This window comes from Streptosporangium sp. DT93, from assembly GCF_049844535.1.
GTDB lineage: Bacteria > Actinomycetota > Actinomycetes > Streptosporangiales > Streptosporangiaceae > Streptosporangium.
In genome coordinates this window covers 591,932-614,437 of record NZ_JBNCLF010000001.1, presented here as the reverse complement: position 1 = coordinate 614,437, position 22,506 = coordinate 591,932, and the positions used below count along the sequence as shown (strand labels likewise).

At 64.8% G+C, this 22,506-nt stretch carries 13 protein-coding genes and 1 pseudogene; 4 read left to right on the top strand and 10 right to left on the bottom strand.

The genetic code is table 11. The features are described 5' to 3' along the window. Positions 1–35 precede the first annotated feature (35 nt). Together ACLQ2R_RS02810 and ACLQ2R_RS02805 are read right to left on the bottom strand one after the other, a co-directional pair. Positions 36–3,332 (bottom strand): hypothetical protein, encoded by a 3,297-nt coding sequence (locus tag ACLQ2R_RS02810; protein WP_425957666.1) that lies wholly within the window; start codon positions 3,330–3,332, stop codon positions 36–38. A gap of 525 nt (positions 3,333–3,857) precedes the next feature. After that, on the bottom strand, positions 3,858–4,595 hold the full coding sequence (locus tag ACLQ2R_RS02805) for a hypothetical protein (RefSeq protein ID WP_425957665.1): 738 nt from the start codon (positions 4,593–4,595) through the stop codon (positions 3,858–3,860). Between the two features lie 334 nt (positions 4,596–4,929). On the opposite strand from ACLQ2R_RS02805, the gene ACLQ2R_RS02800 reads away from it, so the two are divergent. The 3 genes and pseudogenes from ACLQ2R_RS02800 (at position 4,930) to ACLQ2R_RS02790 (ending at position 8,119) form a co-directional block, all read left to right on the top strand. After that, positions 4,930–6,201, top strand: coding sequence for a DNA cytosine methyltransferase (locus tag ACLQ2R_RS02800; protein WP_425957664.1), 1,272 nt, complete (start codon positions 4,930–4,932; stop codon positions 6,199–6,201). After that, a complete protein-coding gene (locus ACLQ2R_RS02795) occupies positions 6,198–7,019 on the top strand; it encodes a very short patch repair endonuclease (protein WP_425957663.1) in 822 nt (273 codons plus the stop codon). The genes ACLQ2R_RS02800 and ACLQ2R_RS02795 overlap by 4 nt, the downstream gene beginning before the upstream one ends. 870 nt (positions 7,020–7,889) lie before the next feature. Then, positions 7,890–8,119 (top strand): annotated as a pseudogene (locus tag ACLQ2R_RS02790) (helix-turn-helix domain-containing protein). On the opposite strand, the gene ACLQ2R_RS02785 reads toward ACLQ2R_RS02790, so the two are convergent. The 4 genes from ACLQ2R_RS02785 to ACLQ2R_RS02770 form a co-directional block, all read right to left on the bottom strand. Continuing rightward, the gene (locus ACLQ2R_RS02785) at positions 8,094–8,576 is read right to left on the bottom strand and encodes a hypothetical protein (protein WP_425957662.1); all 483 of its coding nucleotides are present in this window, start codon (positions 8,574–8,576) and stop codon (positions 8,094–8,096) included. The pseudogene ACLQ2R_RS02790 and the gene ACLQ2R_RS02785 sit on opposite strands and share 26 nt — an antisense overlap. 850 nt (positions 8,577–9,426) lie before the next feature. Continuing rightward, the gene (locus tag ACLQ2R_RS02780; protein ID WP_425958158.1) at positions 9,427–9,639 is read right to left on the bottom strand and encodes a transposase; all 213 of its coding nucleotides are present in this window, start codon (positions 9,637–9,639) and stop codon (positions 9,427–9,429) included. A 97-nt stretch (positions 9,640–9,736) separates the two neighbouring features. After that, positions 9,737–12,079, bottom strand: coding sequence for an aminotransferase class I/II-fold pyridoxal phosphate-dependent enzyme (locus tag ACLQ2R_RS02775; protein WP_425957661.1), 2,343 nt, complete (start codon positions 12,077–12,079; stop codon positions 9,737–9,739). 176 nt (positions 12,080–12,255) lie between these two features. After that, complete coding sequence (locus tag ACLQ2R_RS02770; RefSeq protein ID WP_425957660.1) at positions 12,256–12,654, bottom strand: hypothetical protein; 399 nt, start codon at positions 12,652–12,654, stop codon at positions 12,256–12,258. A gap of 351 nt (positions 12,655–13,005) precedes the next feature. Here ACLQ2R_RS02770 and ACLQ2R_RS02765 point away from each other — a divergent pair, with 351 nt between their 5' ends. Continuing rightward, positions 13,006–14,886 carry a LicD family protein gene (locus ACLQ2R_RS02765; RefSeq protein ID WP_425957659.1) on the top strand — a complete coding sequence of 627 codons (1,881 nt, stop codon included), beginning with the start codon at positions 13,006–13,008 and terminating at the stop codon, positions 14,884–14,886. 740 nt (positions 14,887–15,626) lie between these two features. Here ACLQ2R_RS02765 and ACLQ2R_RS02760 read toward each other — a convergent pair. From ACLQ2R_RS02760 to ACLQ2R_RS02745, 4 genes are all read right to left on the bottom strand, one after another. Beyond that, entirely contained in the window at positions 15,627–17,477 is a 1,851-nt protein-coding gene (locus ACLQ2R_RS02760; RefSeq protein ID WP_425957658.1) for an RICIN domain-containing protein, read from the bottom strand. 533 nt (positions 17,478–18,010) lie between these two features. Continuing rightward, on the bottom strand, positions 18,011–18,607 hold the full coding sequence (locus ACLQ2R_RS02755; protein ID WP_425957657.1) for a hypothetical protein: 597 nt from the start codon (positions 18,605–18,607) through the stop codon (positions 18,011–18,013). A 492-nt stretch (positions 18,608–19,099) separates the two neighbouring features. Further along, the gene (locus tag ACLQ2R_RS02750; RefSeq protein WP_425957656.1) at positions 19,100–20,296 is read right to left on the bottom strand and encodes a hypothetical protein; all 1,197 of its coding nucleotides are present in this window, start codon (positions 20,294–20,296) and stop codon (positions 19,100–19,102) included. A 225-nt stretch (positions 20,297–20,521) separates the two neighbouring features. Next, positions 20,522–21,748, bottom strand: coding sequence for a hypothetical protein (locus tag ACLQ2R_RS02745; RefSeq protein WP_425957655.1), 1,227 nt, complete (start codon positions 21,746–21,748; stop codon positions 20,522–20,524). Positions 21,749–22,506: the final 758 nt, after the last annotated feature.

Sequence of the window (22,506 nt, the reverse complement as noted above, 5' to 3'; positions counted from 1 at the left end):
AAAATGGCGACGTAGCGAACTAGTTGTCCGTGTGGTTATACGTCGCCGTAAATAGTCAGAGGCTCTTCGATGTCACGAAGAGATCGAGGCACAGACGGACGTAGCAGTTCAGGTATCCGTTTGCCGCTTTCCGCGCGTAACGGGAGGGCGGTGAGCTGGTCCGCGACCCAAGCGTCAATCGCTTCTCGGTGCATCCGGTGGTAGACGCTCGTGTCGCTTATGTAGAAGCCTCGACGTAGCAGTGAGACGAGCATGTCCTGCTTGATCTCACCGCTGTTGACCGCCTCGCGGAACGCTGTCGAGTCGGCGAGGGAGCGGCGCCGACGGCCTCCGGTGATCCATTTTCGATCGAGCACCTGGAGAAGCCAGGCCATGAGCCCACCAGGCAGAACGCGCTTAAGCACGGGTACGGACTGGCGGTTCACCGGTACCTTGTGAACCAATCGGTCGAGGTAACGAACCCATTCCGGGTAATAGCGGTAGACGCTGGCGTCCCTGTCCCGGCTCGGATTGATCACGTTGACTACCAGGCCGGGGTGGCTTCGTCCTACGCGGGCGGAGGCCTGGATGATCTCGGAGGCTTGGGTCGGCGTGCCCATGACGGCCATAACGCCGAGCCTCGCGACATCGAAACCGTGGCCGATGGCCTTCGTGGCTGCGATGATCTTTACTCGGCTGAAGTCGTCTTTGGGCGGAGTAACCAGCCTAGAAACGGCAGAGCGTACGGTCCCCGAATCGGTGTCCCCATTGATAATTACGAGGTTATCCTCGCTGCTGAGAAGTTCTCGGACCGCATGGTCACGGGTGAAGCTGGTCAGATCTTCGTTGCGCAGGCAGTACGCGACGAGCACCTCGTACAGGTCTTCACCCGCGACCCGAGCAGTTTCGACGACGTCGCCATCATTGGCGTCGAGCCCAGCCTCTCTGACCACGGCCCTAGGGTGGTCACGAAGGTCCTGCGCCCAACGCGCATGAACAACCGCTACCTCCCGGGTGGCGGTGACCATGGTGCTCGCCCGCGAGCGTACGCCGAGATAGCGACGCAAGGGATCACCGACTCTGGTCGTCGACCAGAAGGTCTCACCGGGTTCTGGGCCGTTTACAGGAAAGCGGTGCGCTTCCCGCTCGTAGAGATGGCGTACCTGATCGTGGTATCCCTCGATTGTTGCGGTCGCGCCGACGATCTGGAAGGGCTCATTCTTGAGATGCTCGCTGATCGTTTGTAGGAGAGATTCATACATGCCGTCGAGCGCGCCGAGGCTTTCATCGAGCAAGTGGAGTTCATCTGCGATCTCCAAGCGTATGTGCCCAAAACCTCTTGGTACGGGATGCCGTTCTTCCTTGCAGCCGAACACTGAACACCAGGTGGGGTTGGCCGAATAGCCGTGCCTGGGACAGCGGGAATGTGCGCGCCCGAGGAGAATTTGGAACGCCTGGTTTTGTCCGAGTTGGGCCAACTTGTCTACGGTACCTACCAGTACGGACGGGGCACGTCGGTAGATGTCGTCATCGACGCCCCAAACTGGTAATACTCCAGCCAGACGACAGGATGAGTTTTTGCATATGTGTCGCATAGTGTGGCTTGAGTCATCCCACCTCACTTCGATGGAATTGCCGCACAGCGGGCAGTCGTTCAGGACTCGGCACGCTTCCGCTGTTTCCGGTGCTCTTGGGTCAGGGCCGCTGAAATTTCCACCAGGCTTGTAAAGCTTGTTGGGAGTGTTGCCTCCCCCAACGAAGTATCCAATGCCGAAAGCGGCTGTTCCGGAGATACGAGGGTCGTCTTGACGGACCAGTTCGGCGTTGAAAACCATCTTCGCGAAGCGTTCGGTCTGCTGCATGGCGAGCAGCCGCAGCGGGAACCGGGCCCATACCTGTGCGCCGGCGGTAACTCCTGTGTAACGCCCGTAGAAGAGCGTAACCAGCATGAGCCCGAGATAGGCCTCTGATTTCCCGCCACCGGTCTGGAACCAAACGATGTTGACCTTGGGATACTTCCTGGGGGCAACCATCCCGGGAAGGCAACCGACGATCCAGGCGATCTGGAACGGCCGCCAGGCTGAGTATTCGTCCTGTGCGGCGGCTTTGATCACTTTGTTTGCCGCGATGAAGGCGTCACGGACGTGCGGATCGGAGCGCAGTGCATCCAGACCAGTTCGCACCCATTCGACTTCCTCCCGCGCGGCTCGCGCGTCCTGTTCGGCTTCCTCCCGCGCCTGGGCATCCCAACCTCTGGCGGCCTGCAATACATCGAGGGCGGCTTCCCCCCAGTGATCGTTGACCCAGATTTCGAGCATCCCTACAAGTTTGGAGATGGTGCCTACAGGATCCATGATGAGCGAGTCGAAGGTCGTGTCGATCGGAGCTTCTCGACCGTGCTGACCCTTGGAGGCCTCACGAGGATAAGCGCGCCATGTCGGTTCTTCGGCGGCGAACTCAGTCCTCAGTATGGTCTGTCCCGCTTTGACGTGGCAGGTAACGGGAGATGCATGGCCGAACGCGGGAACGATGCGCTCATAACGGTGGGACTGGGCAACCTGCTCCAGCTCATAGGGCTCGATATTGGTATCAGCCCACGCTGTCAGCACCACCTCACAGAGACGAGTATCCAGGTATGCCTCGTCATAGGGGCGGATCCCGTCGATTAGCTGATTCGTAGGAGCAGGAGTGGTATTCACTACCGCGACGAATACCTCAAAGAAACCGTCGATTGGCGTAACGTCGATTTCGATAGCCGCTCGATGGTCGGGCGGTGTTATGTCTGTCGGGTGAACGAGACTGCGCACACTGTACGCGGCCCAGGTTCGTTCGTCGATGAGGTCGCGGTCGTGGGGCAGCCCTCCATCAGGGACGCCGGGACGGCGCTGTCGGAAAAATAGGCCGGCGTGGGGCGCTGCGGCAGAGTGCAGCGCGGCCGTGATCTCAGCTTCACCAACGCGTATTGACCTCGCCCCATCCGAAGAAAGCGGGACCGTGATCTGAACGGGCTCCATCGCGATCTTTGTCCAGATTCGAGCTATCTTGTAGCCGTTCGTTTGCCCGTTTCTAGGTGCCCTGCCACTGGTCTGTGCGTTCCCGGCGGAAGGCGTTGGTCGTAGTTCATCCTTGACGCCCGCGCCCTCGGAGCCCGAGCTGAAGTCCGCGTCCACCGCTTCGCGCTGTTCGGCGAGGGTCGGATGCAGAGCCAGATAGACCGCCGCGCTGACCTGGACAGTCAAGCTGTCGGGCAAGCGTCGCACGCGGAACGAAAAGCCCTGGGCGGGAGGAGTTATCTGGAGCCCGCGGAAGCCCGCGTTGGTTTCGGCGATCAGCTTGGGTTCGCTGGCAAGCATGCCAAGCCACAGCCGCTTGTGTGGCTGGTCCAGCAGACGAGTGCCTGTTGGAATAGAGAGCCCAACGGCTTGATCGACGATACGCCGAGAGAGACAGCCGAGCAGGGCATCATAACACCGAGCACGCGTCATAGCCACTATGGCGCCATGAGGAGATACAGACACACCAAAGCTCCTGGTTGAAGAGACAAGGCGTGACGCCGGTGGGCACGTCCGGAACATCCCTCGCGTGACCTGCTGAAATAAGTGAAGGTGAGAGCTATGTGCTTACTGTGCGTCTTGGGTTACCTCACACGGTAGCTCGTTCATGGCCAGTTCGTCCCCTGCTTTCGTGGAATCTCCTAGGCAACAGGGACAAACTGCAGGTGGTGCTGGTGGTCAGTCTCCTTCGAGACGCGTGTCGCTCCGCTCGGTTAGACCGGAAGGCGACTTGGCACCCTGCGGAGGGAGATCCCAATGGCGTCGTGCTGGAGGAGGCTGCTGCCAGACGGACTGTTGATACGCCCTATCTACGGATCAATCGTGCTACTGGTAGGTCTTGCGCGCGCTGGGGTAGGGGCCAGGCTTCGGGTACATGATGGCGTAGCCTGGGAGCGCGACGATCTGCCACTGGGGTTGAGCTTGAGCGATCGTCTGACCCAGGAGCATAAATAGCTCGTCAGCGGTAGGCGCATCGCTTGGAACCACTACATGAAGATCCTTTTGAAAGTCGGCCGCCTGATACCGAAAGACGTACGGAAGTGCGGATTTAACGTGTTTGAGTAGATCGGACATTATGTAGGGGCCTGCTGTGATGTCGTCACAGATCCAGTTAAGGTTGGCTGGATACTGGGAGTCGAAGTGGTCGGCCTCGAAGATCGTGGTGTCGCGATTCTGCCCAGGATCATTACTTCCAAATCCGTTGAAGTTCCACGGGGCCTCGCCGTCGGTCTTGTAGTAGTGGATCAGCAAGCGCTCTGGCGCAACCGCATGGAGATCCTCGTCGACAAATAGGCAGACATAGCCAACGTCGCGAATGTCGATGTTCAGGCGGCTGGAGAGCTTGCGGTGGTGCTTGCTAAGTCGCTTTGGGAGGGACGGGTCGGCTTTGCCGACATACACCATGTCCCCGTTCACGTACAACTGGTAGACGCCAGCACGATTTGGCAGTGCGGCGATCGTCTGAATGGTGAGCGGCTCGGGATCGAGAGAGGCAAGTGAGGAAACGAGCTGGTCCGCCAGTGCTCGTGTGATGCTCAGCCGGAACTCGGCGCTCGCAACCATCGGCAACTCCTTGCTCCAGTGATCTTCGTCTGGAGCAGACTAGCAATTCGGGTAGGTCGTGATACTGGGTACATCGTTGCCGGTTCATCGCGGGATGATCACAGTTTTGGAGCGTTGCAAAGCTTCTGGACCTTGTGCCGCTAGGCCGTCGCGCTAGCGGTCGACCGTATTTGCAGCTGGCTCGTTAGAGCTGCGGGACAGGAGCAAGCGGGTGTGAGGGGCGCTGTACTGGCGACTGGGGGTCGTAGCAGGGGCTCTCTGGACTAGACGAACACTTCGAAAGAGTTTTCGTAGATGAGCTTGAAGATCGTTTATTCCGCGGTACACTTCCGTCATGCCTGATCAGCGAGAAGAGTCGGTTCGTGGTCGTACCAGCGTTGAGTTGTTCGCTGGTGGAGGTGGTCTGGCCATGGCGGTTCACCGCGCAGGCTTCCGGCCTCTCCTGTTCAACGAACACGCCAAACGGGCTTGTGAGACGTTGGTCGCTAATGGCGCTGAAGTTATCGAAGAGGGGCGACCACTCCCTATTCCGGCCCCTGGTGAGCCATGGCCGCTCAGAGCTGGTGACGTCCAGAAAGTCGATTTCGAGTACCTGGAAGGGAAGGTGGACGTCCTAGCAGGCGGCCCTCCGTGTCAGCCCTTCAGCCTCGGCGGGGTAGCCAAGGGGGATGAGGACGAGCGCAACATGTTCCCCCAGATGTTCCGCGCGATCCGAGAGATGAAGCCGAAGGCGGTCATCTGCGAGAACGTCCGAGGACTGCTACGTCCGTCGTTCAAGCCTTACTTCGACTACATCCTGCGCGAGCTGGAGTTGCCCTTCGAGGAGCGGAAGGAGGGCGCTACCTGGCAGGAGCACGATGCGGTGCTGAGACAGCGAATCGGGGAGGAAACCGAAGGCCCAACCCGGCGGTACACAGTCATCATGACGCCGGTCAACGCGGCGGACTACGGCGTCCCCCAGATCAGGAACCGGATCATCATTGTGGCCTTTCGCGCCGACCTCAAGGTTGATGTGCAGAGGTTCAAGGAGTTGGTGAAGCCGGGCTTCTCGGAGGCCGCGCTTTTCCACTCCATGGTCAGTGGCGAATACTGGAAGTCCCACAGGGTTCCAGACGCCGTGAGGGAGAGCGTGATGGCACGTGTGCCGAAGGTCATCCCCGACCCGGGTGACACCAAGCCGTGGCGGACCCTTCGCGACGCGATCGCGGGAATCGACGGTAACAAGCCGCTGCCCCGAATCCCTACCGAGTTCCTGGACCGCAGGGAGCACCTACTTGGTGGCTTTACCGATCACATCGGTTGGCCGGATGCGCGGATCTACCCTGGTCACACCCCGAATGAACTCGACCGCCCCGCCAAGACCGTCAAGGCCGGCGTCCATGGGGTGCCCGGCGGGGAGTCAGTAATGCTCCTTGATGATGGGACTCATCGGTATATGACCGTACGCGAGACCGCTCGTGTCATGACCTTCCCTGACGACTGGAAGCTGCAAGGTCCCCGCGGAGAGAAGATGCGGCAACTCGGCAACGCCGTACCAGTCCTCTTGGGCGAGGTCTTCGCCAAGGCGGTCGCCGGGATACTCAGGGAAGTTGAAGATCGGGTATGACCGCCGACCAGGGAACTGAAGCGGGGCGGTGGAGGGACAAGCCGCCGCCCCTTCGAGCGTGGAAAGGGAAAGCGCGAACACGGGAAACCCGAGCCGCAGAACAGGATCGCGCCGCCGGAGGACGGCATCAGCGCATAGTGGACCTTGGCAATGGGCGCTTGGCCTGCGCGTCCATCGAGCTCAAGGTTTATCCTAAGACTCGGCGTATCCGTGCCTATCTCCGCTGGTCGGACAAGGGACGGTCTCCTGCTGTTTACGTCGGAGAAGTCGACCATGAAACTCGCGCGAGAAACCTGGCCGAAGCGTGGGAAACAGCCATCAGCTTGGGCCTGCTCACACCTCAGAGTCCTTCCCCGATTGAGCAGTCGTGGGCGTCGTCTCCCGCCGTACGCGTCGTCATGCAGGGCAATCGGAGCCGCGACACGCGCCCCGAGCGTGTGCTGCGGTCGGCTGTGCACGCCCTCGGTCTCCGATACCGAGTTGCCTCTCGCCCAGTGCCGGACCTTCGCCGCACCGCTGACCTGGTGTTCACGAAGGCGAAAGTCGCCGTCTTTCTCGACGGCTGCTACTGGCACGGCTGTCCCGAGCACTATCGACCATCGCAAAAGAACTCGGACTTCTGGCAGAAGAAGCTGGCGTCGAACCAAGCACGCGATCGCCAGACCGACGAGCTCCTTAGAGACGCTGGCTGGGAGGTTGTCCGGGTGTGGGAACACGAAGACGCCCAGGCAGCGGCAGACCGCGTCGCTCGGACGGTACGCGATAGGCAGTCACGCGTCCCAGCCCAAAGATCAGCGGAATGCCAAAAATCCGTTTGATCTCCAGGAAGTCGGCCCGATGGAGTTGATCGCGAGTCGACTGGAGACAGGGCCGGTAAGAACTCAGATTGATCGCTGGCTGGACCTTCGAGTCCATCTGCCGTGACGTGCAATATGCGCGCAATGATCATGAGTGTGAGAGCGGTGCAGAGGTGACGCGCCGCAGGTCACGGACGGTGTCACGCTGAGAACGGTCACGTCCTGTAAAACCATCGACGCTCCAATCCTGGGAGCCAACTTGGGAGCCAACGGGCTGTACGACCCCGAACCGAGCTGAACTGATGTGAACAGGCGGCTCGTGCGCGACCTGCGCAGTGAACGCGCCTGAACGCCCCCGGACATCGTTTGGGGATCTACGGATCAGAAGGTTGGGGTTTCGAGTACCTCCGGCCGCACAGCGCGAAGGCCCAGGCCATCATCGCGATGACCTGGGCTTTTTCGTGTTCTGGATCAGGTGCCGGTGTCCGGCCGTGTCCGGCTGTCGGCGGCTGTCTCCGGCTGATCTTTCCCAATGGGTTCCCGCGGTCCGGGGCGCAGAACGTCACTGATCCGCCGCATGGCGGTCTTGTCGTGACCCACGAGGCACTCCTCGTAGGTGCGGTGCAGGACCTCCACGCTGTTGCCTGCCCACTCGGCCACCTGCTTCGGCGAGACCCCCGCGTTCAGCCAGATGGACAGGCATGCGTGCCGAAGGTCAGAGAGTCGCTTGGCCAGCGGTGAGGCGTACTCTTCCTTGCTCAGCGCGTCCCGCCGGGCTCTGTCTTACACTCGCTGAATGGTGCTCGTGGCCAGCACACGCCCCGCACACCGTGACCCTGACGCCAGAGGGCCGGGTTGCCTTACCGGATTGGCCGGCGGCGGCAGCGTGAAATGAGACAGGCAGGGGTTGGGAAGTATCAGCGGGTGTCCGGTGCTGAGCGCGAGACGCTGAAGGCGGACTTGAAGCGCTGGTACCTGGACGCGAGTCGATCCGGGCGCTGTCGATCTCGACGGGCCGGAGTTACGGGTTCGTTCACCGGTTGCGGGAGGAGGCGGGTGCGCCGCGGCCCCGCAGTGCGGCAACCAGAGGCTGGCTCAATGTGAGGGATCATAGATCGTGAGCCAAGGGCTCATGTGGTTCTTCCCGGTCGCCAGTTTCGCGCCCAGTCGAATGCGGGCTTTGCCGTCCACCAACCGGATGCTCTTCGGCAACGCGCGGACGGGCACCTCCCAGGTGGCTTCATGAAATCCTTCAAGCACCTGGGGCAACCGATCTCCCATATCAAGGGGCAGGACGAGAGGGCGGTTCTCTAGGAACACCCCGATGACTTGTACGCGGGCCATGCCGCGATTCCGAAGGGTGACGTCAATGACGCGGTGCCGGACTTCTGTACCACTCGCCGTGGTCGATTGAACGCGCATGTCCTCCTGTGCAGTCACCGAAATGCGAGCGCCTGCCCGTCGGTAGGTGTGCCACGAGATGAAGAGGCTAAGGAGAGCAATAGCTGCCGCAGCCACTCCGATGTACCGGGCGAAGACATCTGGTTCGGCGGCGACGGCTAAGTAAGGTATGGGCACGATGCCATCGTCTCCCTAAGGTTCGCGGTGTGCACGTGGTTGGCCGTGAGCGGTTCTTCCGCCGATGTTTCGCCGCTTGCCCATACGCCCTTACGGACCTGGGGGACGCCTTCTTCCGCCAGCCAACGCCGTGCTTCCTCTGCCGCCTCGTTGTCCACAGTGCAAAGTGTCGGCCATCGCGCACCGGTATGGCGATCAGCGATACCAGATGACGAGGGCGTACGAAGGTCCGCTATGCAATTGAGGTATAACGGACGTTCCCTTGCGGCTTGGACCCGTCTGCCATCGGGTTCTCGGGGCGAACGTCGCAGCGGTGCTGTACAGCAACCGATACAGCAACGCCGCCTCACACGATCACACGACACCGCCCCGTATCCACGGCCGAAGCAGGGAAGCGTGTCGTCTACGTTGTGCATGCCCTTCCCTACGGATCAGAAGGTTGGGGTTTCGAGTACCTCCGGCCGCACAGCAGCAAGAAGGCCCTTGAACAGGCATTACGCCATCAGGGGCCTTCTTGGTTCCTAGATCGTTCGGCCTTCTTGGCAACACCCTTGCCAACAGGGTCTCTTTCCTACTCGCCGACGGCGTCCGCGAAGACATCAGTCGCGGAGGCCTCCGCCGCCCGGATCACATGGGCGTAGACCCGCAGCGTGATGGACGGGTCGGCATGGCCAACAGCCCCAACGGAAGAGGGGCTTACCACCGAACGGCTACGGTCGAAGGTGACAGCAGCGCTGACAGCAACGTCCCCGCACACGGACTCACTTCGGCTACCGTCCACCACCCTCTGACCACGGTCTCCGCTACCCGACCAGGGTGGTTGGTCCGCCTGAAAAACGGACGGTCACGTTCACCCAACCCATTGACGGACAGCACGGCTCCGAAAACCATGCGGTCCTTCTGAACGGAGGTTCCCGTTCGACGCCGCCTTGTCCATCGTGGTCGCGCTGGCTCCGTCTTCACCGTGGGCCTGCGCGGCATGCACCCAGACTCGCAGCGTCTCGCGGCTGACCCCCAGATCCCGCGCGATCGACGTGATCGTCCGATCCGGCCTCGACAACACCAACGCGTCAGCTTGAACTCGGGCAGGTAATTCTTCATCACTGTCAACGACATCCCTTCTTCTGGACCTCAAGATCCAGTCTCCGAGGTGTCCGCATTCAAGGGGGAATGTCAGCACTGAAGTCTCCCGAAGTTCGCATCCAGATCATCCAGTGTCCGGATTCGGCTGGGGTGCGGGGGGCGCGGTGTTCGGTGCGGTCGAGGCGGTAGCCCAGGCGTCGGGGGATGGCGGCGCTCGATGCGTTGGCCGCGTCGCAGTGGATCTCGACGCGGTCGACGTCGTCGAGGAGGAGAGCGGCCTCGGTGAGCGCTGCGGCGGCGCGGGTGATGATGCCTCGGCGGGTGTGGTGGGCGTGGACCCAGTAGGCGACTTCCAGGGCGCCGGTGCCGATTCGGGCGTGGAGGGCGACCGCGCCGAGGAGCGTGCCGTCGGTTTCGTCGAAGACACCGTAGGAGAAGGCCCGGGCCGAGTGCCATGCCTCATCGGACTGCCGCTGGAAGGCTCGCAGAGCTTCGTGGTCGAGGGGGGCGGTGGCCCAGGGCAGCCAACGACGCAGGTGGTCGCGGGAAGCGGTGATCGCGGCGTGCCGGGCGGGGATGTCGGTGTCACGCCAGCGCCGAATCAGGAGACCGTCGGCTCTGACGGTCTCCGGCGGGCGCTCGGCCCGGTTCAGGACGTCGCGGAGGGCGGAGACCAGGCGGCGGTTCTCGGCGTCGGTGCGGCTGGAGATGCGGACGTATCGTTCTGCCGAGTCGAGCGACTTGCCGGAGCAGTCCTTCACGAGGATTCCGTGCCGGCGGAAGAGTTCGGCGGCGACGTCGGAGGCGAGTGCCGGGGCCGCCAGCCGGACCAGGACGAAGTTGGCGTCGGGCCGGTGGACGTGGTCAAGGGCAGCGATCGCCAAGAGCCGCTCGTACAGCGCGTCCGTGCTCTGCCTGACCAGGCTCAGGCTCAGGGCGAACGCCTGCTGGTACCTCGGCAGCAGCCGGAGGAAGGATTCGGCGATCCCGTTGACGTTCCAGATCGGCATCTCGGCGGCCACACGGGCGAGGAGTCCGGTGTCGGCGGTGGCCAGATAGCCCAGGCGTAGACCGGCGACACCGTAGGCCTTGCTCATGCTCTTGACGATCACCAGGTTCGGATGGTCGGCGAGCCGTCCCTCCAGGCTGTAGCGGACCGCGCAGAAGTCCGTGAAGGACTCGTCCACGATCAACCGGGTCCCGGTCTTGGCGAGCAGCTTGCACAGCCGCAGGAGTTCCTCGGGCGGGATCGCGGACGAGGTCGGGTTGTTGGGCGAGTCGAGGATCAGAGCATCGCTACCGGCCGCCGCCCGATGGAGGCTCTCGGCGTCCACGGTGAGCTCCGGCGGCAGGAGGGCGACCTTGCGCGCGTTGGGGAAGACCGACTCGTACTCGTTGAACCCGGGGACCACGAGTACGACGTCCTTCAATACCCGTGGCAGGACCTTGATGAGCTCGCTGGCACCGTTGGCCACGATCAGCCGTTCGGCGGGGACGTCGATCGCCGAGGACAGCAGGTCGCGCAGCCGGTCGTGCCCGACCGGGTAGTGGATCAGGGCTTGGCGGAACTCGGCCGTGAGCGCGTCGATCAGATCGTCGGTGGGGAAATAGGGGTTGTAGAGCAGGTCGTGGTCGACGGCCTCGTGCCGCCAGTAACCGCCGTGCTGACCGTTCAGCAGCGCGCGCCGCTGGTCGGGGGTACCGAAGCGGTAGTCGGCGAGTTCCAGATCGGTGGCGTCGTCGACCTCCTGGTTCGCCAGGTCCGCGCAGTCCACCGCCCGGATCGGGAAGCGGGTGGAACGGGCGAGCACCGCCTCATAGAACTCCTGCTCGCCGCCGTCCGCGATCAAGGTGTCCAGCAGCGGTACGAACTCCTCACGCAGGTATCGCGCGCGCAGCAGGTGCACGTTGAGTGTCTTGTGGACAAGGTCGAGGGGCGGCCGGTCGGCTCCCGACAGATGGACCCGGCGGACGAGGCCGTCATCGGCCACGTCGAGCACCGTGCCGTTGAGGCCGCGCCGCCAGGGAAAGACCGCCGAGACCGCTTCGCCGGGGGTGTCGGCCAGCCGGGTGAGCAGGTCGGGGGCGAACACGACGTCGCCGTCCAGAAGGTACAGGTCGGTGTCGAGGTGCTCGCGGGCGAGCCACAGCGAGTAGGCGTTGTTGGTGTCGGCGTACCTGGGCGAGAGGACGAAGCGGAGTGTCATCCCCGCGAAAGTCTCGCCGGCCGACTCGGTGATCTCTTCCGCGCGGTGGCCGGTCACGATGATCGTCTCGCGGACGCCCACAGACGCCAAAGCAGCCAGCGCGCGATGCAATATCGGCACTCCGGCGACCGGAGTGAGTGGTTTAAGGCGACCCAAACGCGTTCCCAGTCCCGCCGCAAGAATAATTGCACGAATGGGACGAGGTGTCAGCACGGAAGATCCCTTCTCCAAGGGAAGAAAAGTATGCCTGTCAATATATGGTATGGAAGGTTACTATCCGACGAAAGTCAAGAAGCTTCCCGGGAGACCACTATGACCGTGACACCCGAAAAACTCGTCCTCACCGTCCCGGTCCCCGAAAATGGCGGCGCACTCGCCTGGTTACCGTCCTATCCTCGCGACGGCGGCATCCAATCCGAAATCACGACCTCCAGCACGACGACCACGACTTCGACGACCACGGAGTTCTTCGAACCGGTACCGGACCTGGATCCCGTCACCTTGCCCACCACGACGACGACCACGACGACCACGACGACGGTCGAGTTCTTCGAGCCTGTTCCCGAGCCGGTCCCGACGACCACGACCACGACGACCACGACGACGGTCGAGTTCTTCGAGCCTGTTCCCGAGCCGGTCCCGACGACGACGACCACGACGACCACGACGACGGTCGAGTTCTTCGAGCCTGTTCCCGAGCCGGTCCCGACGACCACCACCACGACGACCACGACCGTCGAATTCATCGAGCCGGAGCCGGTACCGGTGCCGACCACGACCACGACCACGACGCCGGAGTTCGTCGACGTGCCCCCGACGCCCGTCCCGGAACCGGACGACCAGCGCGGCCGGGGGCACGACGAGGGTCACGGACGTGGCCACGACGAGGGTCACGGACGTGGCCATGACGAGGGTCACGGACGTGGCCACGACGAGGGTCACGGACGGGGTAATGACGAGGGTCACGGACGGGGCCACGACGAGGGCCACGGACGGGGTAATGACGCCGACCATGACGACCGTGGACGCCACCTCGGACAGCCCGGCCGCGACTCTGGCGGCCACGACGACCGCGGCCAGCACAAGGGACGTTCCTGATCCTGATCCGGCTTCTGAAGATCTTGGAGTGTTCCGAGTAGATGGCACGAATGACGATAGGGATGGCGGTGTACGACGATTATGACGGCGTCTACTTCACCATCCAGGCGACCCGGCTGCTACAGGCGGCCGACATCGACGACATCGCTTTTCTGATTCTCGACAACAACCCGGGAGGACCGATCTCCGCGGCCCTGGAAACGTTGGCGAAACGTGTTCCCCGATGTAAATATGTCCCTTTTGCGGCATATGCGAGCACCGGTGCACGGGACATCATCTTCCGAGAGGCGACGACCGAATATGTCATGTGCGTCGACTCGCACGTCCTTCTGGAAAGCGGATCCGTCCGGGCTCTGCTCGACTATTTCGACACCAGCCCCGGCTGCCTGGACATCGTCCAGGGTCCGCTGCTCCAGGACAGCATGGCGGGCAACGTCGCCACCCATCTGAAGGACGAGTGGGGAGCCGGCATGTGGGGTCGCTGGGCCTGTGACCCACGCGGCCAGGACCCGTCGGGAGAACCGTTCGAGATCCCCATGCAGGGGCTGGGAGTGTTCGCCTGCCGCCGTCTTGCCTGGCCCGGCTTCAACCCGCGCATGCGCGGCCATGGCGGGGAGGAGGGCTACATCCACGAGAAGTTCCGGCGGGCGGGCGGGCGCGCGATCTGCCTGCCCTCCCTCCGCTGGGTGCACCGCGGCTTCCGTGCCGGCGGGACCCGATACCCCGCGTTCTGGCGCGACCGCGCCCGCAACTACGTGCTGCTGTACGAGGAGCTCGGCTGGGACCTCGACGGGTTCGAGAAGCATCTCCACGAGCTCTTCGAGGCGGAGGGCTCCGCTCAGGCCGCGGCCACCCTCGCCCTGGCACGCAGGGAGGCGGCCAACCCCTACGCCCGGTTCGACGCGGTGTTCTGCCTGCACCGCGACGCCGTCCAACGACGTTGGCAGCGCGGCAGACGGGAGCTGGCCGCGCTCGGCATCGACTGGTTCGTCGAACCGGTCCACGCGCCCAGCCGGGCCGAGGCACTGCGCTCGATCGTCGCCACGGCACGCGGCCGCGCGCTGGAGTCCATCCTCATCCTCGAGGACGATCTGCTGCCCGGCGCGGAGTGGGCCGCCCGGCTCCGGTCCTTCGTCACCGGCGACGGCCCCTGGACGTCCTGGCGACCGGACGACGGGGAGGCTCACGCCCTGGCCCTCCACCACACGGCCTACGACGAGGTCCTGTCCGGCGGTGCCGATCCCGTCGTCGCCTCCTGGCTGGAGCAGGAGATCCCCGACACGCTCGCCCCGCTCGTCCCGCCACCCGCCGACTGGAGCTTCCCGCGCAATCCGCAGTGGGCCGTCGACGGCATCTACCGCTGTCTGAGTACCGCGCACGAGGTGCTCGGCAAGCTCGGCGTCCCCTACACGATGATCGCGGGAACGCTCCTGGGCGCGATCCGCCACCACGGCATGATCCCGTGGGACGACGACGCAGACCTCGCCTTCCGTGAGCAGGACCTCGCGGCCGTCCTGGACGCTCGCCCGTTGTTCCTCGACCTCGGCTGCGACATCAAGGAGACCGAAGTCGGCCTGAAGGTCTTCCCGGCCGACCGGCGACTGCCGCACGTGGACCTGTTCCCGCTGCGCCGGCAGGACGACGGTCTGTGGGGCTACGCGAACGACCGCCCGCGCCTTACCTGGCCCCGGCCCGATCTCACCGACCAGGACCTCCATGATCTCCGCCCGTTGCCCTTCGGCCCTCTCTCCCTCCAGTGCGTCCCGCCGTCCACCGCTCACACCTATCTCACCCGCGCCTACGGACCCCGCTGGCCGACGTCCGTCCGGCTCAAGCGCGACTCCCCGAGCCGGGCCGCCGCCGAAAACCACACCCTGCGGCCGGAAGACCTGGCCCCGGCCCTTCCCTCCACCTGGCCATGATCCCAAAGCATCACCGTGGACAGTCAGGAAGTTGTGCCCCGCCGATCTGTCCTGTCGGTTGCGTTCACGGAGGTGGTGTACGCGACGTGGCGATCACGGTGGACGATCCGCATCATGCTCCTCAGCTTGAACGCTGATGCTGTCACCTCATGCGGATGGCACCCAGAAAATGTGATCTTGCTAGCGGAAGTGCTAACACCGTCCCTGGACGGGCGTGGACTTCCATGGAAGGTGATCAAGCGGGAGGCGCCTCCGCGCAGGTCTTTCTGTCAGCGGTGGACGTCGGCGGACGTTCTCGAACTGGCTACGGATCAGAAGGTCGGGGTTTCGAGTACCTCCGGCCGCACAGTGCAAAGGCCCAGGCCATCATCACGATGACCTGGGCTTTTTCGTGTTCTGGATCAGACTCCCCGCTGCGGCTCTTCGGCCGGTCGCGGCCCGCGCCACCTGCGCGCTTTCGATCACCAGACGGCAGACCACGATGGACAAGGAAGCTCTTTATCGGTGTCGTCGCGGTGGCGGCCGTGACGATCGCTCACTTCGGCGATGGCCGTAACCGGTCGGGGCGATGGGCTGCCGCGGCCTTCGTTCCTCAGGTCCTGCCACTGGGCAAGTGCGTACGGCTGCCGGCGATATCCGCCACAGCCTCACGTCAGGCAGCGTCGACACTCTCCATCCTCATTCCCAGTAGGTAGGCAGGGTACGGCCCGGCCGCCATGGCCGGGCCGTACCCGGTGATCTCAGGCCGGGACCAACTGCCACTGCTGGTTGGCGCCGCCGTTGGCCGTCCACTGCTGCAGTTGCAGCCCGGCCGTGCTGCTGCCGGCGTTGACGTCGAGCATCTTTCCACTCGGGACGTACTTGAGGGTGTAGGAGCCGTCGGAGGTCGTGGCGATGGTCCAGGTGGCGGTGCCGCTCTGCTGGACCACCTTGGCACCGTCCGCGGTGGAGTTGCCCGCGACAGCGATCGGCTTGCCGCTGTTGCGGTTGACGATGCGGTAGTTGCCCGGCGCGGGTCCGCTTGCGCCGAGGTTGAAGTACTCCACCGCGTCGCCGAACGTCGTGGCGCCCGACTTGGTGGTTGTCAGTACCAGGTACACCCGTGAGCCGCTCGCCGGTGTGGTGAAGGTGACCGGCTGGGTGACCCGCGAGCCGAGCGGGACGGTCAGGGTCGTGCTTCCGGACGCGACGACCGCGCCGGTCGGGCTGTCGAGCCGCGCCGTCCAGGTGAAGCCCACCGAGGTGTCGGCGAAGTCGTCGTTGAAGACGGTGATGGTGCGGGTGACCGAGGCGTTCCGGGCGTAGGTGGGCACGGCCTGCGGCAGCGGGAAGGTGCCGTTCGCGTCCGAGTTGCCGGAGGCCGACCAGTACGGCAGGTCCACCGCTGCCACCGGGTTGAACGCCGCCTGCACGCGCTGGAACTGCGGGTTGCTCCAGGGGTCCGAGAGGTTGTCCGCGCCGTAGACAGGGCGACCGCCCTCCTCCGGGACGAAGTCGGTGGTCCGCACTCCGGGCCCGACGCTGGCCCAGGCGGACAGCAGCGTGTACGGACGCAGGTCGGAGGCGTCCTTGCCGCGCTTGGCCAGGGTTGCCGTGGCGAACCACTCGAAGCCCTGCTTGGTGTTGCATGCCGGCCAGATGTACTCGCCCTCGCCGTCGGGCCGCCCGTTCACGGTGATCAGGCGCTCCCCGTACTTGGCGAAGCCGTCGACGTAGTGCGGGATCACCGCGAAGTTGGCGTACGTCATCCCGGGATAGCCGTTGACGTTCCCGTTGACGCCCACCTCGGTGATGATCGGCCGGGTGCCGTCGGCGCCGTTCATCGCCGCGTACAGGTCCTTCTCGAACTGTTCGGAATCCTGGCCGCTCTGGTTCGGCTCGTTGGACTGACTCCAGCGGATGACCGCGGGGTGGTTGCGGTCGCGCAGGACCAGCGCACGGGCGTGGTTGACCATGTTGTCGTGCCCGGCGATCCAGTCCTGCTTGTCGGAGGAGCCGCGAATCGCGGTCTCGCCGATGATCATCAGGCCCATCTCGTCGGCGACGTCCAACATGTAGGGGCTGGCCGGCTCCTGGTGGATGCGCACCACGTTGAAGTTCAGCCGCTGGTAGTTGTCCACGGCCTGCGGCCAGCCGCCGTTGCCCGGCGAGGGCGGAAGGAATCCGGGCAGCGTGTCGAAGGCGTCGCCCTTGCCGCCGTCGTTGACCCGGTCGTAGTCGGCACCCTGGAGGTTGTCGCCGCGGAAGTTCACGCGCACGCCGTTGAGGTAGTAGTACTCACCGTTCTGGGTGGCCTCCCGGAACCCGAACCGGTACGCGGCGTCGCTGGTGTGCCCGTCATCGGTGGCGGCACGCACCGCCAGCCGGTGCAGCTGCGCCCGGTACCCCGATCGGTACGGCACGTTGGGCCACCAGTACGAGGTGCTGTCGAGGTTCCACGCGACCGGCCCGACGGTCACGGTCGCGGTCGAGCGGGCCGCCACGGTGACCGTACGGCTGGGCAGTTGCGGGTAGCTGAAAGCCGTTCCGTTGTCGGACGACAGCGACCCGGTCAACGTCACCGACCGGGAACTGCCCGAGGTGTTACGCACCGACACCATGCTGCGTTGGATGCCTCGAACACGGTTCCAAAATCGAATCGGCATGCTCGGAACCATCCGGACCTGTGTCGAATCTTCACCGTTGAACGGACCGATTCGATGCTGTCGGGCGCCTGGTGGAGGAATGGGCCCACCTGCGGCCCTATGCCGGCAATGACGAACGCACCGATGCCCTCGGAGACTTTCTGCACCGCTACAACAGCGGCGACAGCGGTTGCGTCTTCACCGCCGAACTCGGGCGACCTGTTGCGTCCACAACACGTCGGCGACCGGTTTTCCTGCTCGCCTGCCAGCGTCGAAGCGCCAGCCGTAGACGCCAGGGCCAGCAGGGACGAGACCCCGCCACTCGCGATCCGCCTTAGGGAATCTCCTCTGGAGGGCCGTGCGGGGCAGGTCGGTCGGTTGAGAAGTGCTCCGGAATCCGGCACGGACAGGACCTTCGACAAGCCCTGCCCTTCTGGTCGGGAGAGGGCTTTTCCCATGTGAACGATCAAATTCTCCGCCGTCCAGGTGGAAGCCCGAGGCTAGGTCGGGGTCGTCGTGGGGAGAAGGAGGGTGGGGGAGGCTTCGATGAATCGCAGGGGGACGGGGCCGTAGCGTTCGGGGAGTTCGGCGGTTGCCTTTCGGAGGTCGGTGGTGCCTATCTCCACGGCGGCGCCGTCGAAGCGGGCGGCCACCGTGGTGATGGGGACACCCTTGCGGGTCCAGTGGTCGATGTCGTCGGTGATGCGCTGGGCCAGGGCCTCCAGGCGGCGAGCGGAGTGGGCGGCGTCCCGGAGTTCGAGGGGGAGGGCGGGGAATCTGCCGCGCAGATCGCTGTCCAGGGTGGAGGACGGGACGCGGTAGACGATCAGCTTGGAGCCGTCGATGGTTGTCCCGGCGTACTGGTCGGGGTAGTTCTGGCGTAGGTACGTGCTGACGCGGTCGGCCAGGAAGGGCGCCTCGGCCTGGCCCGTGGGCGTGGAACTCGCGACGGTGGGTTGGGGAACGGGGGGCGTGGGGCCTTCGGGGGTGGCGGCCGTGTCGCCGCCGGGAGCCGCGCATGCCGCCGTGGTGGCGGCCAGGCAGAGGGCCGCGCCCAGGACGGTGGCCGTGGTACGGATGTGATGCCTGGCATTCATGAGGACGCCTCCGATCATATTGTCCGGTAAACAGGTGGAACGAAAAGCGGACGGGATGCGTTCGAACCGGGCGTGGAAAGATGTCCCCCGTTTTCGAGGAAAGATCGGCTCGTGGCATGAAAAAGGGGTCGTCGCTGAGTGCCGGCCCCTTTCTCGGTCATCGCCTGTCACACCCGGAGTCGTCGATCATCCGGTGACGACGGCCGTTTCAGGGAAGGCCGCGATCACGGTGTTCCACGGGAAGTGGTGGATGCGTCAGGCGCAGGTACGGCCGGCGGTCACATGACCGGTGCTCCGGCCGGGCGTCACCCCATCCCGTTCGTGACCAGAACGATTTCCGTTCGCCGCGACCGGATGACGTGACCGCGAGGTCCATCGGTGAGATCCTCCCCGCGGGAGTCGATGAAACGGAAGCGTTCGCAGGGAATGACAAAGGGGACCGGAGCCTTGGCCCCGGTCCCGATCACTCGACTCGGAAAGGTGTCAGGTGGGTCATCCGGGGATGATGGCGATGCCGGGGAACGCCGTGGTCGCGTTGCTCCACGGGGAGTAGTAGATGCGCCAGGTACAGACCCGGCCGGTGGGCCGGTAGCCGGTGCAGGGGACCTGGGTGCCGAAGTCGGTGGCGGTGATGGTGCCGGCGGCGTAAACCTGGTTGGTGTTGACCGGGTTGGTGACCTCGACCGGGCCGCCGCTGTCGCCGCCGCCGGCCGCGTTGGTGAACGCCTGCTGCTCGGCGCGGACGGTGCCCTGGATCAGCCAGCCCACGTTGATCGTGACGTTGACCGCGGTGACCTTGATGGTGCAGTTGGTGCCGGAGAAGCCGCCGGAGGTGCAGACGAACTGGCCGACGATCGAATTGGTGGCGCCGATCACGCTGCTGCTGAACTCCGTGGCGACGCTGCCGACGGGGTTGTTGAAGACCCGGCCCCCGGCGCTGGTGCCGATGAGGAGCACGTCACGGGCGGAGTTGCCGTGTGTGACAGGGCCGATGACCTGGCCGGTGGGGTCCACGGCGGTCTGGCCGACCGACGCGCAGTGCGCCGAGGTCAGCATCTTGGTGACGCCCTGGTAGGTCACCGCGAAACCGGTCGTGCAGGCGGGTGACGAAGTGCCCCACACCGAACCGCCCCACCACGGCGGGCTGTCGTCCCAGCGGCTGGCCACCTTGGGGCGCACACCGTGCTCAAGGGTGACCGGCACCGCCGCGCCGGAGATCGCCGTGCGGGTCGCGCCGGCCGAGGCGGTGGTGGCCTTCAGGCCCGAGCCGTCCTGAAGGGGCTCGATGGAGGTGATCAGATCGGTGTTCGCCCGGATGAGGCGATTCGCCTCACCCTCCAGCTCACGCGCCGAGTACCGCGCCGGCAGGACGCTGATCGCCACGTCGCGCCGCAACCGGCCCACGAGGTCGTTGATCGCCTTGGCGGGCTTGCCCTTCCAGTACACGCGCAGTTCGCGGCTCTCCGGTGACGCGATGACGCCCGCGTAGCCGTCGCCGTCGTCCGCCAGCGCTGCGGTGATCCGGTCGGCGGCCTTGACCATCTTCTGCTGGTCGAGCAGCAGGTCCTTCCACGAGGCGTAGCCACCCGGCACCGGCCCGGTGTGCTCCACGGATCCCGTGGTCGGGGGCTTGACCGGGTCCGGTGCGCCGGTGGCCTGGGCGGTGCCCATCCCGGCGGTGGCGATCATGACGCCGATCGTCGCGGCGAGGTAACGGAATCGAGCTGACCTACGGGTTCTCGGGGGGTTGTTCACTGTGGAGCCTCCTGGGCGATGACCTCGGCATTTCCGGCAAGCGACGGCCGATCGGTACTTCGTCCACGTCGGCCGGGGCCTGGCCGGCCGCGTGCGGGCGACGATCAGGGACCGGCACCCGCGCACCGGTCCCTGATCGCTCGCATCAGATCTCGTCGATCATCCGAGGGTGATGGCGATGCCGGGGAACGCGGCGGTCGCGTTGCTCCACGGCGAGTAGTACATCCGCCAGGCGCAGATACGGCCGCTGGTCACGTAGCCGGTGCAGGCCACCGAGGTGCTGCCGTCGATCGCGGTGTTGACGCCCGCCGCGTACACCTGGTTGGTGTTGGCCGAATTGATGACCTCCACCGGGCCGCCGCTGTCGCCCTGGCCGACCGCGTTGGTGTGCGCCGACTGCTCGGCCCGCACCGTGCCCGTGATCAGGTAGCCCACGTTGATCGTGACACCGACCTGCTGCACCTGGATGCTGCAGTTGGTGCCCGAGTACGCGCCGGAGGTGCACACCCACAGGCCCACGTAGGAGCTGGAGGTGCCGATGACCGAGTTGCTGAACTCCGGCGAGGTGGAGCCGAGGTTGTTGTTGAAGACCCGGCCCGCGGAGGTGCCGTTGATCAGCAGCACGTCGAGGCTGTTGCTGTCCGGCGAGATCGAGCCGATCACCTGGCCGGTCGGGTCGGTGGCCGTCTGACCGGCGTCGCCGCAGTGACCCGCGGACAGCATCCTGCTCGTCCCGCCGTAGGTGACGGCGAAGCCCGTCGAGCAGCCGCCGCCGGTGCTGGCGTTACGCCAGGCCGCGCCGCCCCACCAGGGCGGGGAGTCGTCCCAGCGGGTGGCCAGCGTCGGCTTGACGCCGGCCTCCACGGTGACCGGCACCGCCGAGTCGGCGACCTTCGATCGGGTGATGCCGTAGTCGGCGCCCGACACCGTGAGGCCCGAACCGTCGACGTTCGGCGCGATCGCCGTGATCACGTCGCCGGACGTGCGGACCAGGCGGTTCATCTCCCGCTCCAGCTCGCGGGCCGAGTAGGCGGCGGACAGGACGCTGACGGGCACCTCTTGGCGCACCTGGCCCAACAGGTCGCGGACGGACTTGGGAGTGTTCCCCTTCCAGTAAACGCGCAGCTCATGGTTCTCCGGCGCGGCCACGATGCCGGCGAACCCGGCGCCGCCCCGCGCCTTGACCGCGGCGGTGACGCGGTCCGCGGCCTTGACCAGTTTCTCCTGGGTGGCCAGCAGATCCTTCCAGGAGGCGAAACCGCCCGGAATCGCGCCGGCCGGCTCGATGGGCCGGGTGGTGGTGTCCTTGACGGGGGCGGGGGCGGGGGCCGCGACGGCCTGCCCGACGCCCATCCCGGCAAGGACGAGGGTGGTGCCGAGCGCCACTGCCAGACGACGGAAGGATCGTGAGGATCTTGTGGCAGTTGGGGGGATTTGCACCGGAATACTCCTTTGCGGGACGCCTGCTTGGATGTATCCGGTATTCCATGAATTAAGTTGTTAATCAACGACTTGACCGTAGTTATTGCGGCTGGTAAAGCCTTGTCCACATATTGATACCCCGGCTTCGCGCCCACGGGGAGTGGTGGTGATCGCCGAGACTCGACCTGCGAATACGCGTTTACAGGCCGCCTTAATTCCGGCCGATAGCACATGCCATTAGTTGTCCGCTTCCGGACATGGCGGAAAAACGATGATCATCGATTGACGGCGTCCTTGGGAAGCCCGGCGCAGAAGAAATCCGTTACCGGCGGGTAAACCCGGCGGACTGACGTCCATGTTTCGTGGAGATGTGGGCCGTGTAACGATTACTTTTCGGTCCGCTTTACGGATCCGTGCGATGTGAATCGCCTTGACCGGCCGACCTGCGCTTTTGTGGCGACAGCGTGGTTTCCGCAGGATCCACCGGTTCTTCGGCCGCGCGTCGAACGATTTTCATCCTCCGACGAGGGCCTGCCGGTCGCGGGTCGGCCGCGGGCTCGGTGTTCTGCCTGACGAATGTGGAAAGCTCCTGGCAGGCGGGTTGATCACCACAACCGGACCGTCGGAGCCAGGAGCTTCGAGCGCATTTCTGGCATGCCGCTCACACGCCACACTCCGCGGACCCGGAGAACGGGTGAACGCCCGGCTCGGTGGCCGGCGAA

What these genes read in the sequence shown, in the direction of transcription:
- ACLQ2R_RS02795 (WP_425957663.1), top strand. Translation starts at nt 6,198, where the DNA reads ATGACCGCCGACCAGGGAACTGAAGCGGGGCGGTGGAGGGACAAGCCG.
- ACLQ2R_RS02800 (WP_425957664.1), top strand. Translation starts at nt 4,930, where the DNA reads ATGCCTGATCAGCGAGAAGAGTCGGTTCGTGGTCGTACCAGCGTTGAG.
- ACLQ2R_RS02765 (WP_425957659.1), top strand. Translation starts at nt 13,006, where the DNA reads ATGGCACGAATGACGATAGGGATGGCGGTGTACGACGATTATGACGGC.
- ACLQ2R_RS02810 (WP_425957666.1), bottom strand. Translation starts at nt 3,332, where the DNA reads ATGCTTGCCAGCGAACCCAAGCTGATCGCCGAAACCAACGCGGGCTTC.
- ACLQ2R_RS02755 (WP_425957657.1), bottom strand. Translation starts at nt 18,607, where the DNA reads ATGAATGCCAGGCATCACATCCGTACCACGGCCACCGTCCTGGGCGCG.
- ACLQ2R_RS02805 (WP_425957665.1), bottom strand. Translation starts at nt 4,595, where the DNA reads ATGGTTGCGAGCGCCGAGTTCCGGCTGAGCATCACACGAGCACTGGCG.
- ACLQ2R_RS02750 (WP_425957656.1), bottom strand. Translation starts at nt 20,296, where the DNA reads ATGATCGCCACCGCCGGGATGGGCACCGCCCAGGCCACCGGCGCACCG.